Origin of the sequence: Vibrio sp. Y10_XG_PY6, assembly GCF_024181795.1 — a bacterium.
In the GTDB taxonomy this organism is placed as follows: Bacteria; Pseudomonadota; Gammaproteobacteria; order Enterobacterales; family Vibrionaceae; genus Vibrio; species Vibrio diabolicus.
On record NZ_JAMZAQ010000001.1, the window covers coordinates 1,056,987 to 1,077,134 of the forward strand.

The 20,148-nt window shown below is 43.0% G+C and carries 18 protein-coding genes; 8 read left to right on the top strand and 10 right to left on the bottom strand.

Annotation, left to right across the window (positions count from 1 at the left end; translation table 11 throughout):
- Window positions 1-4: 4 nt before the first annotated feature.
- Window positions 5-439, bottom strand: coding sequence for a hotdog fold thioesterase (locus NL644_RS04650; protein ID WP_253658073.1), 435 nt, complete (start codon window positions 437-439; stop codon window positions 5-7).
- A gap of 203 nt (window positions 440-642) precedes the next feature.
- Between NL644_RS04650 and NL644_RS04655 the strand changes: the two genes are divergently transcribed.
- The gene (locus NL644_RS04655) at window positions 643-1,431 is read left to right on the top strand and encodes a M48 family metallopeptidase (RefSeq protein WP_182036305.1); all 789 of its coding nucleotides are present in this window, start codon (window positions 643-645) and stop codon (window positions 1,429-1,431) included.
- Window positions 1,432-1,504: 73 nt separating this feature from the next.
- On the opposite strand, the gene NL644_RS04660 is transcribed toward NL644_RS04655, so the two are convergent.
- Window positions 1,505-2,533 (bottom strand): site-2 protease family protein, encoded by a 1,029-nt coding sequence (locus tag NL644_RS04660; RefSeq protein WP_253658304.1) that lies wholly within the window; start codon window positions 2,531-2,533, stop codon window positions 1,505-1,507.
- Between the two features lie 423 nt (window positions 2,534-2,956).
- Here NL644_RS04660 and NL644_RS04665 point away from each other — a divergent pair, with 423 nt between their 5' ends.
- The 4 genes from NL644_RS04665 to NL644_RS04680 all read left to right on the top strand — a co-directional run bounded on the left by NL644_RS04665 (window position 2,957) and on the right by NL644_RS04680 (window position 7,821).
- Entirely contained in the window at window positions 2,957-4,201 is a 1,245-nt protein-coding gene (locus NL644_RS04665) for an outer membrane protein transport protein (protein WP_012842310.1), read from the top strand.
- Between the two features lie 20 nt (window positions 4,202-4,221).
- Window positions 4,222-6,630, top strand: a complete 2,409-nt coding sequence (locus tag NL644_RS04670) for a VolA/Pla-1 family phospholipase (protein ID WP_253658074.1) — start codon at window positions 4,222-4,224, stop codon at window positions 6,628-6,630.
- A 134-nt stretch (window positions 6,631-6,764) separates the two neighbouring features.
- The gene (locus NL644_RS04675; RefSeq protein ID WP_104973667.1) at window positions 6,765-6,974 is read left to right on the top strand and encodes a YgdI/YgdR family lipoprotein; all 210 of its coding nucleotides are present in this window, start codon (window positions 6,765-6,767) and stop codon (window positions 6,972-6,974) included.
- 289 nt (window positions 6,975-7,263) lie between these two features.
- Window positions 7,264-7,821 carry a PhnA domain-containing protein gene (locus NL644_RS04680; protein ID WP_005395511.1) on the top strand — a complete coding sequence of 186 codons (558 nt, stop codon included), beginning with the start codon at window positions 7,264-7,266 and terminating at the stop codon, window positions 7,819-7,821.
- Between the two features lie 191 nt (window positions 7,822-8,012).
- Here the strand turns inward: NL644_RS04680 and NL644_RS04685 are convergent, their stop codons facing one another.
- The 3 genes from NL644_RS04685 to NL644_RS04695 form a co-directional block, all read right to left on the bottom strand.
- Window positions 8,013-8,204 (bottom strand): hypothetical protein, encoded by a 192-nt coding sequence (locus NL644_RS04685; RefSeq protein WP_005376351.1) that lies wholly within the window; start codon window positions 8,202-8,204, stop codon window positions 8,013-8,015.
- 278 nt (window positions 8,205-8,482) lie between these two features.
- Window positions 8,483-9,502: a TerC/Alx family metal homeostasis membrane protein gene (locus tag NL644_RS04690; protein ID WP_104972573.1), complete on the bottom strand. Its 1,020-nt coding sequence runs from the start codon at window positions 9,500-9,502 to the stop codon at window positions 8,483-8,485.
- Window positions 9,503-10,128: 626 nt separating this feature from the next.
- Complete coding sequence (locus NL644_RS04695; RefSeq protein ID WP_253658075.1) at window positions 10,129-11,871, bottom strand: bifunctional UDP-sugar hydrolase/5'-nucleotidase; 1,743 nt, start codon at window positions 11,869-11,871, stop codon at window positions 10,129-10,131.
- A gap of 271 nt (window positions 11,872-12,142) precedes the next feature.
- Between NL644_RS04695 and NL644_RS04700 the strand changes: the two genes are divergently transcribed.
- The gene (locus NL644_RS04700) at window positions 12,143-13,777 is read left to right on the top strand and encodes an ATP-dependent endonuclease (RefSeq protein WP_012842315.1); all 1,635 of its coding nucleotides are present in this window, start codon (window positions 12,143-12,145) and stop codon (window positions 13,775-13,777) included.
- Between the two features lie 151 nt (window positions 13,778-13,928).
- Here the strand turns inward: NL644_RS04700 and NL644_RS04705 are convergent, their stop codons facing one another.
- Both NL644_RS04705 and NL644_RS04710 read right to left on the bottom strand, forming a co-directional pair.
- Window positions 13,929-14,411 carry a DUF1097 domain-containing protein gene (locus NL644_RS04705; RefSeq protein WP_005395520.1) on the bottom strand — a complete coding sequence of 161 codons (483 nt, stop codon included), beginning with the start codon at window positions 14,409-14,411 and terminating at the stop codon, window positions 13,929-13,931.
- 435 nt (window positions 14,412-14,846) lie between these two features.
- The gene (locus tag NL644_RS04710) at window positions 14,847-15,752 is read right to left on the bottom strand and encodes a LysR substrate-binding domain-containing protein (protein WP_253658076.1); all 906 of its coding nucleotides are present in this window, start codon (window positions 15,750-15,752) and stop codon (window positions 14,847-14,849) included.
- A 304-nt stretch (window positions 15,753-16,056) separates the two neighbouring features.
- On the opposite strand from NL644_RS04710, the gene focA reads away from it, so the two are divergent.
- Entirely contained in the window at window positions 16,057-17,508 is a 1,452-nt protein-coding gene (gene focA / locus NL644_RS04715; protein WP_253658077.1) for a formate transporter FocA, read from the top strand.
- A gap of 138 nt (window positions 17,509-17,646) precedes the next feature.
- Here the strand turns inward: focA and NL644_RS04720 are convergent, their stop codons facing one another.
- The 3 genes from NL644_RS04720 to NL644_RS04730 all read right to left on the bottom strand — a co-directional run bounded on the left by NL644_RS04720 (window position 17,647) and on the right by NL644_RS04730 (window position 19,169).
- On the bottom strand, window positions 17,647-18,216 hold the full coding sequence (locus tag NL644_RS04720) for a YceI family protein (protein WP_005395526.1): 570 nt from the start codon (window positions 18,214-18,216) through the stop codon (window positions 17,647-17,649).
- Window positions 18,213-18,752, bottom strand: coding sequence for a cytochrome b (locus NL644_RS04725; RefSeq protein ID WP_048625024.1), 540 nt, complete (start codon window positions 18,750-18,752; stop codon window positions 18,213-18,215). The genes NL644_RS04720 and NL644_RS04725 overlap by 4 nt, the downstream gene beginning before the upstream one ends.
- Before the next feature lie 174 nt (window positions 18,753-18,926).
- On the bottom strand, window positions 18,927-19,169 hold the full coding sequence (locus NL644_RS04730; RefSeq protein WP_005395529.1) for a DUF2164 domain-containing protein: 243 nt from the start codon (window positions 19,167-19,169) through the stop codon (window positions 18,927-18,929).
- Window positions 19,170-19,355: 186 nt separating this feature from the next.
- Between NL644_RS04730 and NL644_RS04735 the strand changes: the two genes are divergently transcribed.
- Entirely contained in the window at window positions 19,356-19,988 is a 633-nt protein-coding gene (locus NL644_RS04735; protein WP_005395531.1) for a hypothetical protein, read from the top strand.
- Window positions 19,989-20,148: the final 160 nt, after the last annotated feature.

The window sequence follows — 20,148 nt, forward strand, 5'->3', positions numbered from 1 at the left end:
TGCTTTATACCGACTTCGTTTTATGTTGCTTCACTGCGATAGTTAAGCGACTGGTACACACTAATCGGCCTCGTTCATCAGTTATGTCGATTTGCCACACTTGTGTTGAAACGCCAAGGTGTACGGGTTTTGCCGTACCAATCACATGACCACTTCGCATTGCACGTACATGGTTCGCGTTGATATCCAAACCGACACAGCAACTCCCCTCATCAACAGAGAAATTCGCAGCTAAAGAGCCTAATGTTTCTGCGAGTACAACAGAAGCGCCACCATGAAGCATTCCTAAAGGTTGATGAGTAAAACTACATACAGGCATGGTTGCTGTAAGGGAGTCATCCGTGAAATCTGTGTATTCAATTTGTAGATGCTCGATCAGGGTATTTTTTGATGTAGCATTCAGAATCTCTATGCTAACGGGCTTTTTCCATATACTCATTGTTTTACTCTTAATTTCACAAATTGGTTTGTCGGATTGTAACGATTTATTAGAGAGCTAGCATAGACTTTACTTAGGTCTAACTTCAAGGTGTAACATCTTGGCCTCCTTGCCAGTTGATGAATAATTTGATCCATGCATCGTGTTACTATTTGGGTATATACTATTGCTTCAAAACAAAAATAATTTAGATGGAGCCTATTATGAAGGTATGGATGAAAGCCTCTGCTCTTTTAACTATCGCGGGTTTAACGGCATGTAGCGCATCACCGACTGGCCGTAACCAGATCCTGATGTTTTCAGATCAGGAAATGTCATCGCTTGGCGCTAAATCTTTCGAACAAATGAAGAAAGATATCCCAATCAGCAAAGATCGCAAAACGAATGCCTACGTTCAATGCGTTGCCAAACACATCACTGACACCATTCCCGCTCAATCTGGATTTAAAGACTGGGAAGTCGTTGTTTTTGATAGTGAACAAGTCAATGCGTTTGCTCTACCAGGTGGGAAGATCGGCGTGTATACCGGGCTTTTAGATGTCGCGAAAAACCAAGATCAGTTGGCAACAGTCATTGGTCACGAAGTCGCTCACGTCCTCGCTGACCACAGTAATGAACGTCTCTCACAAAGTCAGTTAGCAAATGCAGGGTTGTCTCTAGCAAACGTTGCCATTGGAGCTTCCGAGTACAAACAGTATCAACAAATGACGATGGCGGCACTTGGTGTCGGTGTTCAATACGGTGTTATTTTACCATACGGTCGTACTCAGGAATCCGAGGCTGATATTGTCGGGCTGGAATTCATGGCAAAAGCAGGTTTCGACCCACGTCAAAGTGTCGATTTATGGAAAAATATGAGTGCTGCATCAGGTGGTTCTCAACCGCCTGAATTCTTCTCAACTCACCCATCGCACAGTACGCGTATTAAAGATTTACAAGCAACCATAAATAAGTTGCCTGCGTATAAGGCGAAAGCGCCAAAATGTGGCTAAACTTCTGCTACCAGTGTCTATTTTTCGCAAAAAAGCTCCCTAGGGAGCTTTTTTAATGGGTACAAGGAATAGTTTAAGTACCCAGTATCTGTAGTGGCAAGCTCAACAGGCTATCTCCAAGGGTAGCAAAATACCAAATGATAGCGACAAAACCACCGACAGAAACCAAGTACCAAGCAAGTGAGAAGAGTTGTCCGTAACGGGTTAACGGCAATAAATGACTATGATGTCGACCTCTCCATTCCATGACCACTTCTAGCATCCCCATTAACAATAAAAACCCTAGCAATGTCAGCCCGAAAGAATAGCTGATAAAAATACCCAACAAGGCAGCAGCTATACTGCCGACTAATCCAACCCGAGTGTTCATTGAGAAGGTAATGCTTTTGAGTACATGACCACCATCTAGTGGCAGAATAGGCAACAGATTAAACAGGTTTAGTAACGCGTTAAACACTGCTAGGCCAGCGAAGAGCACCTCTCCAGTCATCCAATAAAGCAAAGTAAACGCGATGCTAAGAACTAAACCAAAAAATGGTCCCATAATCGAGATAACCACATCTTGCCAGCGTGTGTTGATCTTTTCATCACTCAGCGCTAAACCGCCAAGAAATGGAATCAAATAGATGCCCTTGGTCTTCATTCCAAAGTACTTCATCGCTCTAATATGGCCATACTCATGGAAAACTAAACAAGCGATCAAAGCTAACGCGAACTCGATAGAAAATAGCCAAGAATATGCAGCAAGACTTGCAGATGCTAGCGCCACTTTGATGACTTTCGCACTCTTGAGTGCTTTCATTCCAAGCGATACTAGCCCTATCACACTTAAACGCTTTTCCGTTGGCGGCTCAACTTCTGGTACTTGGCGTTCGATGTCTTTTTCATTTCGGCAACCTTCGCTAATAAGCTCATCGTTAATTGTGACCTTGTAACTCAATTCAAACGGTTGCCATGTTAATGAACACTCCAAATGGCATACCAGGACTTCCTCCCCTGCAGAGAGTCTAAACTGGTGAAGACAAGTGTCTGCAACATTATCACTGGCATCTATTTGGGACACCAAGGTGTTATCCCAATATAACTGCTGCCAACCAGCCATCGATCCTTCGAGCCTTAACGAACGACCTAAAAATTCAACATTCAGTAATTCCAACACGATTCCTATTGCGTCTATTGAATAACAACAAAGCGAGGCGCGAATTATGCCTGCTAAGTACAGAAACGGCAAAGCCCGCTATCTCTCGGTTTGAATGCCATTTAACCATAAAGCCCGTAAAACAATTCTGGTCGTACCATTCTCTTAAAAAATATAACGATAATACATGCCCTTACGAATCACCGTTTGACCTATGCATCATATTTAAAACGCAAAATACGCTCAAACTTTGACAAGTTATTAAACATACAATTAACATTACATTTACATCACAGTTGTATTTCACGTATTAACAACTGGTGTAAGTATCACACAACAATTACAAGGACTTCGGTCCAACACTATGACACCCTAGGAGGGTCAAGGATGAACAAGAAGCACTGCTCTCTGCTTACAATTTCGATATTGTTTGCGTGTAATGCCCATTCAGCGGGCTTCCAGGTAGCTGAGCATTCAGCATCTGGTCTTGGTCGAGCATTTTCAGGTGAAGGAGCGGTCGCAGACAATGCCAGCGTTCTTGCACGAAACCCAGCAGCGATGACTCTTTTCAAAGAAGCTCAATTCTCGGGCGCGTTATCTATCATCGATCCTGAAGTCGATGTGTATGACACGGTTAACAAAGAACATGCGAAAGATGTTGCCCCTTTACAAGTCGTGCCAGCGGGTTATTACATCAGCCCTATCAACGATAACTGGGCTTGGGGTATCGGTATGTTCACCACATACGGTGTTGCTACTGATTATCCAGATGATATTTCTGCGGGTGACATGGCGGGTGACACTTCCCTACTTTCAGTAAACATTAATCCTAATGTCGCTTACCGTATTAACGAGTCTTTCAGTGTCGGTGGCGGTATCAACCTAGTGTACGCGGAAGCGGAGCTGACTCGTCACAAAGGCGCACTCGCCCGTATTTTAGGTGGTAATAAGTCCGATAACCTTGTCGGCATGGAAGGCGAAACTTTTGCTTGGGGTTGGAATATTGGCGCTTTGTACGAGCTAAATGAAAACAACCGTTTTGGCTTTGGTTACCGTTCTAAAGTTGATCTAGATTTTGACGACGGTGAGTTTAGTAGTTACGACTCAGGCCGAGCTCCATCACCAAAAGTGGATGGCCGTTTAAAAATCTCTCTCCCTTCAATTATCGAATTATCGGCTTTCCATCAACTGAATGAACAATGGGCAGTACATTACGGCTGGCAACAGACCGATTGGAGCACATTTAAAGAACTGAAAGCGACGAGTCCTCAATGTAATGATGGAACTGCTGGTCAATGTTTCTACAAACCAGAGAAATACGAAGACAACAATCGTTATTCTATTGGTGCCACTTACACCCTCAATGCGGATTGGACATTTCGTGCGGGCTTTGCATACGACGAACAAGCAGGTGAAGCCACATTGAGCATCCCTGACAGTGACCGTTTTTGGTACAGCGCGGGCCTAACTTACGCAATGAATGAGAATTTAACTTTCGATGCAGGCTTTGCACTTGTTAAGAGTAAATCAGGCTCTTTCACCGAGACAAATGCTCAGGATGAAGAGATCAAGTTCGACTCTGAAGGTACTGCTTACATCAGCGCGGTACAGATGAACTACACCTTCAAATAATGGGATTACGGAGTAAACCAATGAAACACACGTTTAAATTATCAATGCTTTGTTCTGCAATCCTTCTTGCTGGTTGTGGTGATAATACATCAAGCTCTGGTACTTCCGACAAAGTTCAATTTGAAGATGAAGTCCAAGCACTGCTCGACCGTGGAACATCTATCAGCTTTACGCTTCAAGGGGCGAATGCGGATGTACCTGCGCCCTCTTACTTATTAATGGACACAACAGATGGCACGCTTGGTCTGCCAACTGACGGTGATGATGCCTTAACCAACCCTAGAGCCTCGATGAATACGATGGATGGATGGTCAACGTCTATGCCAATCGTTCTGAACTTTAAAGGCGATGGTTTTGCAACGGGTATGCTGCCGTCTGGTATTAAAGTCATCAAGATTAATCAACGTTTGACCGAGTGGGATGGTAAGTCTAACCCAATCGAAGAAGTTCTCGTTCAGAACCAAGACTACGTTGTTCAAGCAAAAGGCAACTCTCTATATATCCAGTTCATGGATGCGCTTGATGAGTCAAGCGAGTACATTTTTGCAGTAACACAAGATGTTACTGACGTGAATGGTGAGCCAATCGGTACATCAGCCAGTTACGCGACAGGTAAATCGAAAGAAATCGTTTATGAAACTGGTGCTCTTGCTTCTATTCAAGCGGTGACACAAGCGGTGGAAGGCATTTTTGGTCTAGCTCAAGTTAACCCTGACGACATCGTTTACTCCTCCTGGTTCAGCACTCAGTCTGTAGGTGACACTTTGGCGGCGGTTAAAGGTGTAACTGCAACCGGTTTTTCAACGGGTGCAAATACATTAAACGCGGTTTACAAAAACGATGCGAACGAAGGTTCAGTAGATTTATCAACAGCCTACACAATGACACTTGGTGCAACCCAAGACTTTAGCACTGCGCTAGACTCTGACGATGACTTTAGTAAGTACGTTAGTGACCTAGACGCAGCTAAAACGGCAATTAAAGGCCTTTATGCGAAGTCAGGTGCCGATGTAAATGTGACTCAAGGTGTGGTCAGACTGCCTCATTATCTAGAAAAAGGGGCAAACTGGAACATGCAGCCAATGGTATCTGCGATGCCAAGCCTAGCGAAGCTAAGTGCAGCACTGGCGGATCCGAACGAGCAAGCGAACATGGTTCAGCAGCTATCAACCGGCGTTTTCGCAAATAACCCTGTTGACGTGACAAAGCTTGCAACCGATCCTACAGAGCAGCTAAAACTGGTGGGTGCTAAACTCACATTAAGCGATGGTACCCAACTCGACAGTGAACGTATTGTGACTCGCTACTCCCCAGTTCCAGTCGTTAAATCGGTAGAAGATGTCGAAGTACTTGTCTTCACACCTAAATCTGGTGTCGCGACCGACGTTGTGATTTATCAACACGGCATCACTTCAGCAAAAGAGAATGCGTACGCGTTCGCGTTCAATATGGTAAAAGCAGGTGTGGCTGTTATCGCAATTGACTTACCTATTCATGGCACACGTAGTTTAGATGAACAACGTTCCGCAAATGCAAATGTACTGGCTTACCTAAATCTTTCCAACTTAGCCGTTGCGCGTGACAATCTACGTCAAAGTGTACTGGATGTATTGGGTTTGCGCGCTAGCTTGGTAGTATCGGCGCAAGGCGGTCTTTTAGCTGGAGGTCCTCTGCAAGGCTTCAACCCAATGACGGGTTCAAAAGTCAAAATGCTAGGTCATTCACTTGGCGGTATTGTGGCTACATCTGCCGTCGCAGCAGCAAATAACACGCTAGGCAGCCCTACTGCGGATGCGCTGTACACCTTTAGCTCTGCATCAGTACAGAACTCTGGTGGTCAAATTGGTAATTTGTTACTAGGTTCAGACAATTACGGCCCTCAGATCAAACATAACCTCGCTTATGCAGCATCAAAAGACTATGCGAATTACGCTGATGCATCATGTGCGGATCTAGAAGATAAAACATGTTACGAAGCATTTGAGGCTGCGGCAACGGAAGCTCAAGTAGCAGCTTTAGAAGCAGGTTTCTCACAATTTATCTATGCAGCACAAACAACGCTAGATACAGTCGACCCGTTCACAAACGCCTCAGATTTGGTCGCTTCTGGTTCACTAACTACACCATTCTTGATGACCGAGGTTGAGGGTGATAGCACAGTGCCAAACAGCGTTCCAAATGCACCATTCGCGGGTACTGAACCACTTGCAACTAAGCTGAGGTTGAAAACGGTGAACAGCTCAGATACGGCTGTGAATGCGACTGCAAGCTTTGTTCAGTTTAATGCAACTGCATCACACAGTACCTTTGCCTCACCAAATGGCACACTTTCTGATATTGACCATCACGTTGAGATGCAAATGGAAAACACAGACTTCTTAATGGATGACACTTTAACGGGTGTGACTAATACTTCCGTTCTGAAGTAATCGTATCACCTTTCTTACCAAAGCCCAGTTTCGACTGGGCTTTTTCGTTCTCTATCATAAAAACCGTCCCGTATATCCTTTGCTATAGTTAAATCGGTGTCGTACCTAACTTACTTGTTTGAAAGGAAAACCCTATGCGCATATTCACTATAATGGCCACAGCTTTACTTCTTGCTGCATGCGGAAGTAGTCAATATCTTATGTCGACAAATGAAGGAAAAATTATTACTTCTTACGGTAAACCAGACCTTAACGAAGAAACGGGTATGTACGAGTATGAAGACATGGATGGGAAAGAAATGAGCATTTCAAAAGATCAAGTTGTGCAGATTATTGAACGCTAGCAATATGCCCTCTATATTTTTAGAGGGCTCTGCCCACACTTCTGAGCGCAGTTAATACTCCCAACGAACCTCTAACTTCCTCAAGAAATGAAGCAACCAATTCATCATTCAAAACAATCAATGCATTTTCTTATATACAGGTATTATTTGTTTAGCGAATATTTTACATCTTCACACTAATCAGGTTGGAATATTGTAAAATCTCGGCTTTAATTCGCTAACACCCTTTTATTTCTCAGGATAAAGTGGATAATACCGCCACAAAATAACATTACTAAGGTGAGTCCTTATGTCTATTGAAGCTACTCTGCTTGCGCGCTGCGAGTCAAAATGTGAACTGTGTTCTTCTGAATCTCAACTAACAGCATACGCTGTCCCACCTCACGGTAACGTGACCGTTGATACTGCTATCATGGTTTGTGATAAGTGTCTGGGTGAGATCGATGAGCCAAAAGACATTAACCACTGGCGTTGTCTAAACGAAAGCATGTGGAGCCAGGTTCCTGCAGTACAAGTGACAGCATGGCGCCAACTCACTCGCCTAAACTCTGAAAGCTGGGCTCAAGATGCTCTTGACATGATGTACATGGAAGAAGAGCAAATGAACTGGGCGATGAAGGGTATGTCTGATGATGACAAAACGCTGGATTGCAACGGCACTGAACTTAAGAAAGGTGACGATGTAACGGTAATCAAAGACCTACCAGTTAAAGGCACTAACCAAGTAATCAAACAAGGCACAGTGATCCGTGGTATCAGCCTTGGTGATGATCCGAAACTAGTTTCGGGCAAGGCAAATGGCGGTCAGTCAATGTACGTGATCGCAGAATACTGCCGTAAGAAGTAATATCGTATTACTCTACAAGTCAAAACGGGGCACTATTAGTGCCCCGTTTTCATTTCTAATGAACACCAATTTGGAATAAGCTCCTCTACTCCGGTATTGACTCTGTATAGAGTTCTAGCTCCGTTATTCGCGTTTGAGCAGCTAAAAAAATACCGGCTTATAAGCCGGTATTTTCATTCATTATTTCAAGATTAACGGTACATACCGATATCTTTTTGAATGTGAGCTGACAAATCTTCCGCATAGTAACTGCGTGGTGCAGTATTATCTACGAATAGAATGTCTAGTAAGTGAGCAATCAGTCCTTTGAAGTTAACCGCGTAGGTTTTCTTATCCATAGAGGTTGGTAAAGCTACATTTGTCATTTGCATTGCTTGTGCCATGATTGCCTCTCTTTAAAGCAGTAGTCTGTTTTGTTGGTTGTATATTAGTCAGTTTCTTATTGTTTAAGAAATGACAAATTTTACCTATTCGAATTAGATTATCTAATAAAACAAGTCCATTACAAACATCAAAAATACAAATGAATAATAACAGCATAAATAGTCATAAACTGTTTAATTATGTTGAATAACTTAACGTTACCTGCATAAAGTCATCTCAACTAACAACATATTCTTAACATTAAGTTTCGTTATTTATTTTATTTTTAGCGCTTTACTTATATTTTTTGATTAGTAATTTTAACGCTAGAGCGACTGTTCGACTTATTTTTGAGGAGCGATGCCACAACCGCTGATGTCATCACAACGATTAAGAATGTGAGTGACCACGTTGTCGGAATCTCATACTCTGTTCCCACCAATAACATCTTTACACCGATAAACATCATGATCACCGATAATGCTGGTTTTAAGTACACAAACTTGTCTAACATCGCTTGCAGAACAAAGTACAAAGATCGCAAACCCAACAGTGCAAACACGTTCGCGGCTAAGACTAAAAATGGCTCTCGTGTTACCGCGAATATGGCAGGTATAGAATCCAGTGCAAACATTACATCCATCACTGCAATTACACCGACTACGATCAGCATTGGTGTTGCCACCCACTTACCAGCTTGCTTTAAGATTAAGTGATTCCCTTGGTAATCATCCGTAACTGGCAATATTTTGCGAATAAACTGCTCAGGATATGGGTTAACCTCTTCTGCTTCACCTTTGTCGCGAGCAAGCTTAATACCTGTCCAAATAAGGAATGCGGCAAAGAGGTACAATACCCAGTGGTACTGCGCAAGTAACTGAGCACCAACCGCAATCATGATAGCCCGTAGAACTAACGCACCAATCACGCCCCAAAGCAGCGCTCGCGGACGCAAATGCTCCGGCACACTGTATTGTGCAAAGATGATGGCAAACACAAACAAGTTATCCACGCTTAGCGACTTCTCTAGTAAGTAGCCTGTTAAGAATGAAACCGTTGCTTTATCGTTCGTATAAGTGCTGTGCGGTGCGTAAAAGTCCCAGAATAAATAGATAGAACCTGCAAAAACAAAGGCAAGTAAGAACCAGAAAACACTCCAAAGGATGGCTTTTTTCATCGTTATAACGCCACCACGCGTTTGATAGATATCAAGCGTAACAAGAACAAGCGTAAAAAGACCAAAAGCACCATACATCGATAATGATTCTTGAAGTGGTGCCGATTGGCTCAATTGGGTGGTACTTTCGATAAGAGACATGCTTCCTCCCATGGCGGAAGGACATGAGTTTGGTGACCTTCCGCAGACAATAACAACAAGCAGTCACATAGTAATCATGTGCTGCCAGTCAATGAATGCGTTGGTCTCGTTGAAGTGTCGGCGTGGATGAATCACGCAACACCTTTACTTACCGGATAAGCTGATGCTTAACGAGATGACGATAAGTAAACTTGCGCTAACTACTCCCCAAACGCCGCAATGATAACGCCGAATGTAACGCTTTCCAACAAAAAAACTTTGTCTAATCGAAATAAAATTCTTATTAAAAATCAGAAAGAAATATAAAAACAAAGGAATTGGTTCAACCGCGTGAACTTTTGTTATTAGATGTAAAGATCAGAAAGTGACTCAAGGTGATACATTTAGGAGTCAGAGCGTTGTCTTTGAGAACATAGACACAAAAAAGGAGCATAACTGCTCCTTTCCTAACTTCCGTGTTATTAGCAATTCAAAAACCACTCAAAGGTACAAAGTAAACTAACGTTGACCAAATTGCGACCCAAGCAACCACCACTGCCGTATCTGTCCAATCTTTATTCCACATACTGCCACCCTCATCATCGCATGTAGCAATTGAAGGACAGCAAAATCGATACCAATATCTACTATCTGTGTTGCTGTGTATAAAGTTTGTGACTTTGATTCAAGCAGTTTGGCTCATCGGTCAGAAGTTCAATAAAACAGTCTGCCATGGATAAGTTGGTTACACGCCCCTCGCCTTTCATCTCCAGTAGCGCATCGTAACCTTCTTTCCCTTTCATGGTATAAGCGGAGGAAGTGCCTCGATACCAGGTGTCGTCTTGAATGTCGACCCATTGTTGACCATCAAAAATTGCTAATGACTGAATTCTTTCACCTTTAGGGGCATCAGCTCGGTACTCAAAGTTTAAATTGTAAGTGTATGGATAACTGCCAGAGCCAGTACCTTCCACATCATTGTTGAGTGCATTGTTTATGGCGCCTTCAAGTGCTCGGCGAATAGCACTGCCTTTTACGTCGTAAAAGCCGATCGGAACGGCAAAAGGCAACAACCGTCCGGCAATATCTGCCACTGTGATGTTGCCAGGATTCAATGATGTTCGCACGCCACCCGCATTATGAATCGCAAATTGAACCTCATGCCCGCGTTTATTTAGGCTGTACAAAAATGAACGAGCAACAGAAGAAGCCAGCTCGCTCTCACCAAACTCATCTGGGATTCGCACATGACGCTTTTTGGTGTCAATACTAGCAATGACTTGTGACTGTAACTGTCTTACCCGAGGGATGTATTTATCATTTAAGATCGCTTGCGTCTCTGGATGTTTCTTACAGACCACCACATTAGGTTGACCATGGATAAAGTCACACGCGGTTTCGAATACGCCTTGGTCAAGCTGTTGATTTAGTGTCGAGTCCCAAAAAATACGTCGGCCAAGTAACAGTTCATTTTGACCACTCAGCATGGTTGCTTTGCCGTTTTCATCAAATTCAATGACGCAGTGCCCCATGGTCAAAGCATGAAAGCCCGCTTGCACAACGTAGGTATCTTTTACTTTGACACCATAAGGGTCATCTTGCCCTAAACCTATTGATGAGAAATCGCCTTGCAGTCGGTGGCTATGTCCACCAACAATAATACCAATCCCCTCAACTTGTTCAGCCAACTCTAAATCGCCTTCATAACCTAAGTGGCTTAGAAGAATGATATTTTTAATACCAGAGTAGTGAATTTGTTTTACGGTCGCCTTAGCGGTTTCAATTGCAGACTTAAATGGCGTATCTACATCTGGGTTCGCGATATCGCTCATTTTATCAATGGATAATCCGAAAATCGCAACCTGCTCACCATGAAACTCTTTGACGATGTATTGTGCGCTTTGTGTCTCCGTTTGATAGCTATACACATTGTTGCTATCGCTGACTCGGTGAGGCTTTTGAAGCGATTCATTTGATAGATCCCAGTTACCAGCAAGCAATGGAAACTGAGTGCGTTGACAGAATAAGGCAACAGGTTCATTACCCATATCCAATTCATGGTTGCCTAACGCCATCGCATCAATCTTTAACGCATTCAACAAATCGGCGTTGGCTTTACCTTTAAATAATGAGAAATAAAGTGTGCCTTGGAAACAGTCTCCAGCATGGAGAAATAACATCCCATGCCCTTGACGTTGCGCGTCGTCTCGTAGCTGCTCTACTCGGGTTGCGATGCGAGAAAACCCGCCAGCACTCACGTATGGCTCTAGCGTGAGTTCTTTGTTGATCTTAAGCTTTAACTGTAATGACGTTGGCTCAAAGTAGGAATGTGTGTCATTGATGTGTGCCAGTTTGATTCTCACTGGCTTATGATTGTTATTCATCTTCATCTTCTCTCTTTTCATTCCTTATAATAATAAGAAGTGAATCATGACAGAATCATGAATTTTATGAAACTGTGATTTTTTGATTTCATGTTTAAGTGATCACGATGCTATCTACACTACTTTTGAAAGCAAGCGTCGCTTGTTGCGGTCTCTATTCAGTAAGGGGCTCTCGTAATTTTGTGAACTGAGCTTAACTCCAATGTTTCGAATTAATATATGCTTAGGAGTAGCAAAATAACTCTCTATAATTCAAATAATTGCAAGGAGGATTGAGATGAGACTAGAACGCATCGAAATCTCCGGGTTTAGAGGCATCAAACGCCTTTCACTCTCTTTTGACGAACTCACTACGCTCATCGGTGAGAACACGTGGGGCAAATCATCATTGCTCGATGCCCTTTCTATCGCGCTACCTGCTAATGGCTCATTATATCAATTCGAACTAAAAGATTTTCACGTTGATTACTCAATTTCTCATCCACAAACCCAACACTTGCAGATCATTGTTTGCTTTAAAGCACAAGACAAGAACGAAGTAAAAGCTGGGCGTTATCGACGGATAAAACCTGCATGGTGCACAAACGAGGATGGTGAGCAGGTCATTTACTATCGAATTAGTGCGTCTCGCGACGAGTATGATATTAAAACTGAATACGCATTTTTGGATCATAACGGCAAGCCGAAGAAACTGCACCACTCTGAGAAACTCGCTGTAGAGTTGATGACTCTTCACCCTGTTATCCGCCTACGAGACTCCCGACGCTTCCCAGATTTAAACCACGTCAACGGCGACAGCAAAAATGCTCGGATTGAAAAACGAATCAACAACACCTGCCGACGGCTATTGGCGATGCCTGGGCACGTAAACAAGGGTGAGATTCGCAGTAGTCTCGATTCAATGCAAACACTTGTCGAACACTATTTTGCGTTCCGCAGCGTCAGCAAAGGTAACCCACGAAAACCTCGTGATGGTCTTTTTTATACGAGCCCTTCCTCTGATAAAGGATTAAGTCAATTCCTTAAGGAAACAAATGACAAACAAAGCCGCTTGCTTTTAATGGGGCTTCTCAATGCTTACCTTCAAGCAAAAGGCCCTACCGATTTAAGACGCTGCGCAAGACCGATACTGATCATCGAAGACCCGGAAGGCCGACTACATCCGACTCATCTCGCTAGAGCGTGGTCATTATTGCAGTTGTTGCCAATGCAAAAGATTTTAACTACCAACAGCGGTACGTTACTTGGCTCGGTTCCACTTTATTCAATCCGACGTTTGATTCGCTTGTCAGACCGAACCATTGCCAAAAGTTTAAACTCTGCCAAGTTTGGTAGAGATGAGTTACGCCGAATTGGTTTCCACATTCGTTTTCATCGCTCAGGGGCGTTGTTTGCGCGGTGTTGGTTGCTCGTAGAGGGCGAAACTGAAGTTTGGTTATTTCATGAACTGGCTCGTCAATGCGGATATGACTTAGCTGCGGAAGGAGTTCAAATCGTTGAATTTGCACAGTCAGGACTGAAGTCACTGATCAAAGTAGCAAAAGAGTTCGGTATCGACTGGCATGTTGTTACCGATGGTGACCCGGCAGGTAAAAAGTACGCGCATGCCGTGAGAGCGCAACTCGATCATGATCAGGAAAGGCATAGACTTACAGAGTTACCTGATCGAGATATCGAACATTTTCTATATAATCATGGGTTTGAACTTTTCTTTAAGGACATCATCAAAGTTCCTCATGATCACCCTATCCCAGCTAAAAAAGTAGTAAACCGTGTTTTGAAAAAGCATGCAAAACCGGACTTAGCTTTGGCCATTGTCTCCCACTGTGAAGAGAGAGGTATGGAGTGCATTCCTGTACTTCTGCGTTGGACACTTAAGCGCGTTGTCACCATGGCAAACGGCAATACATGAGTTAGAATATTTCACACTCACACCTTGCCTTGTAATACAAAAAAAGCACACCAAATTGGTGTGCTTGTATCAAACATCATTAATTTTGATTAAAGGTATTGAGAGGGATAAAACTCAATACACAGTGGATACAAATAAGATCGGGGGTTCACTACTGTGCTTGCTCAGCAAGCGTAGAAGAAGTAGTGCTTGATTTCGTATGCAACCAAAGTCCAGTCGCTTTCATTAGATAACCAAACACACCACCTAGCAGCAAAGATGGAATGACAAGTTGCCAGTTTCCATCAGCGGCAAATGTTGCGCAGGAACCAATAAAAGTGCCTGGAATGTACGCGAGCCAAGCCTGTTTCGCTTGAATACACATGAAAAATGCCACAATAGCGGTAATCACATAACCGATAATTTCCAAACCAACGTAAGTTGAACCGTGGATAATTACCATTGCCCAGAATACACCCGTCATATTAGTGATTAAGCTGATACCAAGTCCTTTCAATCCGCTAGTTGGCGCAGCAAAGTAGCTCGTGCAACCTAAAAAACCAGCCCAAGAAAGCAAACCTAAAGAAATGGCGATCCAACCCCATACGCCAGATAAAATTCCAGTAGTGATAGAGATAGCTAAAAGTGTCGTCATGGTAGTCGTACCTGCTTGGCTATTATCGTACCCATATGGCTCAATAACTGCCTTCATACATTGAAATCAAGGACACATGTTAGATACATCAGCCTTGTTTATCGGTGATAATGATCACAATAAGGTTATAACAATTTCATGACTTGCACTAAAAGTTTGACGCAACCGATAAATCAACAGATTTAGGGAATGAGTATTTCTAGTGCTAGGTAAAAAAGGATGTGTGTTGGATAGTTCCAATAGGTCACTCCAGCAAGCTTTAACGAGACTAGGAAGCTAATATCGGCGTGCAGAATCATGGATCACCAAGTGAGTGCATAAAAGCTCCTGAATCACGCTTGTTCTTCGAAGTTCAGTATACTGTACATAGAAATATGCCACTCCCAATTAAGCGAGTGGCATTGCTGTACTTCTAGAGCTTATTTGAGTGGTAACTTACAATACCGAAGGCTTACCTTTCATCATTCGCAGACCTTCTCGTTTAATGCAGTCGACTAGTGGGTTTTCTGCCATATCAGCTCGCCATATAAATGACAGTGTCCTTTCCATTTTTAGCTCGGGCACATTTAACGCAACAAGATGACCCGCTTCTATATATCGCTCTACATCTAAATACGGTAAACAAGTAAGGTACTGGCCGTTAGCAACTAAGCTGCGTAACACCGGAACGTGCTCGTACTCTCGCCACACATCCAAATCTTCAATTAGATGATGAATAGAGCTATCAAATGTTTTTCGTGTGCCAGAGCCATGCTCTCTCAACACCCACTTCGCTTGTTCTAACTGCGCGAGGCTTACAGATTGATTGCGAGCAAAAGGATGATGAGATGCAGCGACAACAGTAAGATGGTCTCGGCACCAGATTTCTTGGTGCAAACGGTTATCGTCACAACGCCCCTCGATAATCCCTAAGTCATATTTATAATCTAATACGCCATCAATAACCCCTTTTGTACTCTGCACACCAAGGGAAATACGCATTTCTGGAAAGTCATTATCAATGATACTGATAAGGTCTGGAACCAGATGCTCTGCCGGAGTTTGACTCGCACCCATGCGAATCTCACCGCTTAACAAATGTTGCTCATAAAAGCCCATTTCAATCTGCAGTGCGTCTTGTAATAAGCGTTTTGCTTTTGGTCGTAGCCACATACCCCAATGGGTTAACGCCATTTGCTTGCCCTGCCTCTCAAATAAAGGCCTGCCAAGCATTTTTTCTAATTGCGCAAGCGACATACTTGTCGCTGATTGTGTCAAAGCCAGTTTCTCTGCGGCCTGGCTTACACTGCCGGTATCTGCAACTGCGTCAAAAACCGCTAATTGCTTAAGTGAGTAGCGCAAAGTGTCCTCCATTATTGGTGAGTATTTTTCATACCCTCACAATCGTTAAAAACATGCCCCAATAAGCAATAGAGTTCATTTTACCTAGCCGCATAAAGTTATCAATTAATTTGATGAGGTTTCTAAATATTATCAATTTTACCTACCAAACCCTTCTCCTTATTCTGACTGTGCGGTTCGGGAACACCGCAAGCCTCAATGACTTTGAGACTGAAGTCATTGAGGCTTCTAAATAAAAACAACAATTTCATTTTTGAGTTAATAACCAAGGAATTTTTATGCGATTACAAATTAAGGAGTCAATATGGCGGTGACCAGCTCTCAAAATCACCAGTACTTTTCTCCAAAAGAAATGATGGCTGAAGCGGAAAAATTTGCGTTAAGTAAAGCAAACAAAACCAGCAGTATGACACTGAGTCTTGCCATCATGGCGGGCGCGTTCATTGGATTGGCGTTCTTGTTTTACATCACGGTGACTACTGGCAGCGCTGGCGCTGGTTGGGGCTTAAGCCGTCTTGCTGGCGGATTAGCATTTAGTATGGGCTTGATCCTCATCGTGATCTGCGGTGGTGAACTATTTACCAGCTCAGTTCTTTCCAGTATCTCATGGGCCAATAAGCAAATCTCGTTCGGAAAAATGCTTTCTATTTGGGGCAAGGTTTACGTTGGCAACTTCATTGGTGCGATGTTCCTACTTGCGCTAGTTACTGCAGCTGCTCTTTATCAAATGGATAGCGGTCAATGGGGGTTAAATGCGCTTAACATCGCGCAGCACAAGCTTCATCACACTCTCATTCAAGCGTTTGCGCTCGGTATCCTTTGTAACCTATTGGTCTGCCTCGCGATTTGGTTAACGTTTAGCTCTGCAAATGCAATGACAAAAGCAGCAATGACAATTATGCCTGTGGCCATGTTTGTCAGCAGTGGTTTTGAACACTGTGTCGCGAACATGTTTATGGTTCCACTTGGCATTGTTATCGCGAACTTTGCACCTGAGTCTTTTTGGGCCTCCGTCGGTGTGCCCGCTTCACAGTACGCAGACTTAAATATTGGCCACTTTATTACCGCTAACTTAATTCCTGTCACGCTTGGCAATATCGTCGGCGGAGCGGTTTTAGTTGGTCTTGCAAACTGGTGTATTTTTCGCCGACCAGAACTAAAAGCAGCGAATATCTCTTCTATCACAACGACTACAACACTCTCGTCAGTTAAGGATTTCACCATGAAAAATGCATCTTTTGTTAAAGACATTATGAACCCAAAACCAGTTACCATCAGTGCAGAAACACCGATAGCAATCGCACTGGATGTGCTACTTGATAACAACGTAACTAGCGCACCTGTTGTAGACGTACAAAATCGATTGGTTGGCTTCTTCTCTGCTCACGATGTGATGGTAGAGCTATGGTGTGAGGACTACATTCCGGTGAAAGACCAAAAAGTCGTCGACATCATGAGCCGCGATGTTGTCGCAATTGATGCTGGTGATCGTCTCGTTGATGTTGTCGAGTTCCTATGTATCGATAAAGAGCAGTTGTACCCAACGAGCAGCATGGGCATCGCCACTCGCATGACGTCTTTATCTTTAGAAGAACGCGCAAAAAGCATCAAAGTGAGCAAGCCACAAGTACTTCCTGTACTTGAAAATGGCCAGATGGTCGGTGTTGTTACTCGTACTGAAGTATTAAAAGCACTACGCCCGATTTTTGGTGAGCGTTTAAACCTAGTAGAAAAAAACGAGTTAGAAACAGCGTAATTCATTAAACGCTTGCAACGTCTGTTGGCTTTCAATCGCTGGCACTAACTGGCTTGCCAATGTTGTCGATTGTGATTGAGGTAATAAAAAAGCGCTCTTTCGTTGAAGAGCGCTTTTACTGTATCTAAAAGAAGTTCGTTACTTCTTAACGCCTTCGATATGAAGTTCCATATCAACATAGCTTGAAGCACCCATTACTGGGATATCAAAGTCAGCAAGCTCAAGGCGAGTGTTACCAACGAAGCCAGCGCGCTCACCACCCCATGGGTCACTACCTGCGCCAACAAATTCAGCTTCGATAGTAATAGGCTTAGTAACACCGTGTAGCGTTAGATCACCAGTTACATCTAGCTTGCCATTGCCTTTATCAACCACTTTTGTGCTTTTAAAGGTCGCTTCGCTGTATTTGCCAGCATCAATGAAATCACCACTACGAATGTGCTTGTCACGTTCAGCGTGGTTGGAGTCTAAGCTAGTTGTATCAACAACAACATTCACTTTTGAATCAGCAATGTTGTTCTCATCAAAAGAAAAGTCACCAGAAAATGTATTGAAACGACCTTTGATGAAGCTGTAACCCAAGTGACTAACTTTAAAGTTAATTGAAGCGTGAGCACCTTTGGTATCGATGACATAATCTGCAGCTTGCGCACCAAATGGTAGTGCCATAGCGATAGCTAATCCTGTAGCGAAGAGTGACTTTTTCATTTTGAAGCTCCTAACATTTTTCTTAATGTGTTGTCTTTATCGATAAAGTGGTGTTTTAGCGCAGCAATAGCGTGCAAACCTGCTATCAGGATGACGGCCCAAGCTGCGTAGAAGTGAATTTCACCCGCTATGTCTGATTGTCCTGGGAATAACTCTCCCGCTCCTGGCACGGTAAACCAATTAAACACTTCGATACCGCGTCCATCAGACGTTGAAATGAGGTAACCTGAAACAAAGATGGTGACCAATAGTAGGTACATAACACCATGCGCCGCTTTAGCAGCAAGCACTTCGTAAGGTTTGCCTTCTACCTTTGGTGACGACGTAACATGTTTCCATACAATGCGTGCCAAAGTTAAAATAGCGAGTAAAATACCGACAGAGCGATGGTAATGTGGCGCAGTTCGATACCATTCGCTGTAATAGCTAAGGTCGACCATCCACAAACCCACTGCAAATAGACCAATAATGCACAGCGCAGATAACCAGTGCATCACGCGTGCAGTAAGGTTGTAATTCTTTACCAGTGTATCCATCTCAAGTTCCTAGATATATTCCTAAGTTAATGTTGAGCAAGAAACACTACATTAACCTATTTACGTCATATGAAACAGATTATTTACCATCATTTACATCCAGCCAATGGCACCGTATCTATCAAGTTGTTCGAATTTTTTGAAGGAACTTTAAATCGTTTATAAAACTGAAACTTACAGCTTAACTTCTTGTTCTATCTCATACAGCTCTTCGGACACTTCTAACATTCTACGTTCAACCAGTGATTTTGCATCTTCCACCCCCTTGTTGTAATAAATTGGCCCTAGTTTTTCTGTAATGAAATCAATAAGAAATTCACTATCGAACTGGCCAATCTCAACATCTAGTTCGTCCTGCATATAATCTTGAATGGCGGTTGCCAGCGTTTCTTTTTGCGCACGTTCTAACTTTATCATCTTTGCCCTTTTTCAGAATTTTGTTCTATGTGTGCTTCTATCGTCTTGCTCTCTTAAAGAGTAGGCGCGATCATTTGTGAGAAATTTGGTGTTTAGATCAAGAAGTTGCCGAAGTAAATTAGTCTATTCTCAAAAGACTATGCTAACCTTTTGCAGTTCGTTTTGTTAATTATTAAGGGATATTCTTTGCTACTCGACCTAGTGATTCAAAGTGTTAATGATTTTCAAGACGACTGTCTTAAGCTGTGTGAAAAGCATTACCCTGCGGTACATAACCAAGGCATGAGTGAGCATCATCTTGGTCTCGCGTTTTCAAGACGAATGGAACACACTTTCCGTCACTTCGGATACAACAGTGTGGTAAAACCAATTGAAGTTTTAAATACGCCGGATCTGCCTCATCACTATCGTATTTCATCTGAAATAGGCACGGTTTGGGTCCTGAGTCACCATATGGTCAGTGCGGGAAAATCTTGTCGAGAAAACTTACTCTCATCAATTACAGAATGGCAAAGCGAATATGGTTATGCACTGCAACCGAATGATCTACTCTTTTTAGTTTGTGATCATTGGATCAGTCGCAGCAAAACGAGCCGAGAGTTGCTTCATTGGTGGATGGGTGAACTGCCCGATCAGATCAACGAATACACGGAGCAAGGCATCACGCTGTACACCAGCGAATCGCAGCTCACGCAATCGTTAGACACTCGATTTGGCATTAGCCCTTGTTACATTAAGTTTGGTCATCCTTTGCGTCGCTCGAACAAACAACAGTTGGTCAGAAAATACTTACAACTGTATGCAGTACTACAATGGTAACATCAAATTGCATTAGGAAGATTGTCAGTCATTTCATCAATTTGTTTGATATCACTCGACAAATCTAATCATCTCTTACCATCATTCTTGCTTGAGTTCATGAGCCCACTTAGATTCACTGCCAATGAAATAAAAAATTAGCGCGATAGCGCTGATGTAG

Bases quoted from the DNA above. Each gene is read 5' to 3' on its own strand.
- NL644_RS04650 (WP_253658073.1), bottom strand. From the start codon at position 439: ATGAGTATATGGAAAAAGCCCGTTAGCATAGAGATTCTGAATGCTACA.
- NL644_RS04655 (WP_182036305.1), top strand. From the start codon at position 643: ATGAAGGTATGGATGAAAGCCTCTGCTCTTTTAACTATCGCGGGTTTA.
- NL644_RS04660 (WP_253658304.1), bottom strand. From the start codon at position 2,533: ATGGCTGGTTGGCAGCAGTTATATTGGGATAACACCTTGGTGTCCCAA.
- NL644_RS04665 (WP_012842310.1), top strand. From the start codon at position 2,957: ATGAACAAGAAGCACTGCTCTCTGCTTACAATTTCGATATTGTTTGCG.
- NL644_RS04670 (WP_253658074.1), top strand. From the start codon at position 4,222: ATGAAACACACGTTTAAATTATCAATGCTTTGTTCTGCAATCCTTCTT.
- NL644_RS04675 (WP_104973667.1), top strand. From the start codon at position 6,765: ATGCGCATATTCACTATAATGGCCACAGCTTTACTTCTTGCTGCATGC.
- NL644_RS04680 (WP_005395511.1), top strand. From the start codon at position 7,264: ATGTCTATTGAAGCTACTCTGCTTGCGCGCTGCGAGTCAAAATGTGAA.
- NL644_RS04685 (WP_005376351.1), bottom strand. From the start codon at position 8,204: ATGGCACAAGCAATGCAAATGACAAATGTAGCTTTACCAACCTCTATG.
- NL644_RS04690 (WP_104972573.1), bottom strand. From the start codon at position 9,502: ATGTCTCTTATCGAAAGTACCACCCAATTGAGCCAATCGGCACCACTT.
- NL644_RS04695 (WP_253658075.1), bottom strand. From the start codon at position 11,871: ATGAAGATGAATAACAATCATAAGCCAGTGAGAATCAAACTGGCACAC.
- NL644_RS04700 (WP_012842315.1), top strand. From the start codon at position 12,143: ATGAGACTAGAACGCATCGAAATCTCCGGGTTTAGAGGCATCAAACGC.
- NL644_RS04705 (WP_005395520.1), bottom strand. From the start codon at position 14,411: ATGACGACACTTTTAGCTATCTCTATCACTACTGGAATTTTATCTGGC.
- focA (WP_253658077.1), top strand. From the start codon at position 16,057: ATGGCGGTGACCAGCTCTCAAAATCACCAGTACTTTTCTCCAAAAGAA.
- NL644_RS04720 (WP_005395526.1), bottom strand. From the start codon at position 18,216: ATGAAAAAGTCACTCTTCGCTACAGGATTAGCTATCGCTATGGCACTA.
- NL644_RS04725 (WP_048625024.1), bottom strand. From the start codon at position 18,752: ATGGATACACTGGTAAAGAATTACAACCTTACTGCACGCGTGATGCAC.
- NL644_RS04730 (WP_005395529.1), bottom strand. From the start codon at position 19,169: ATGATAAAGTTAGAACGTGCGCAAAAAGAAACGCTGGCAACCGCCATT.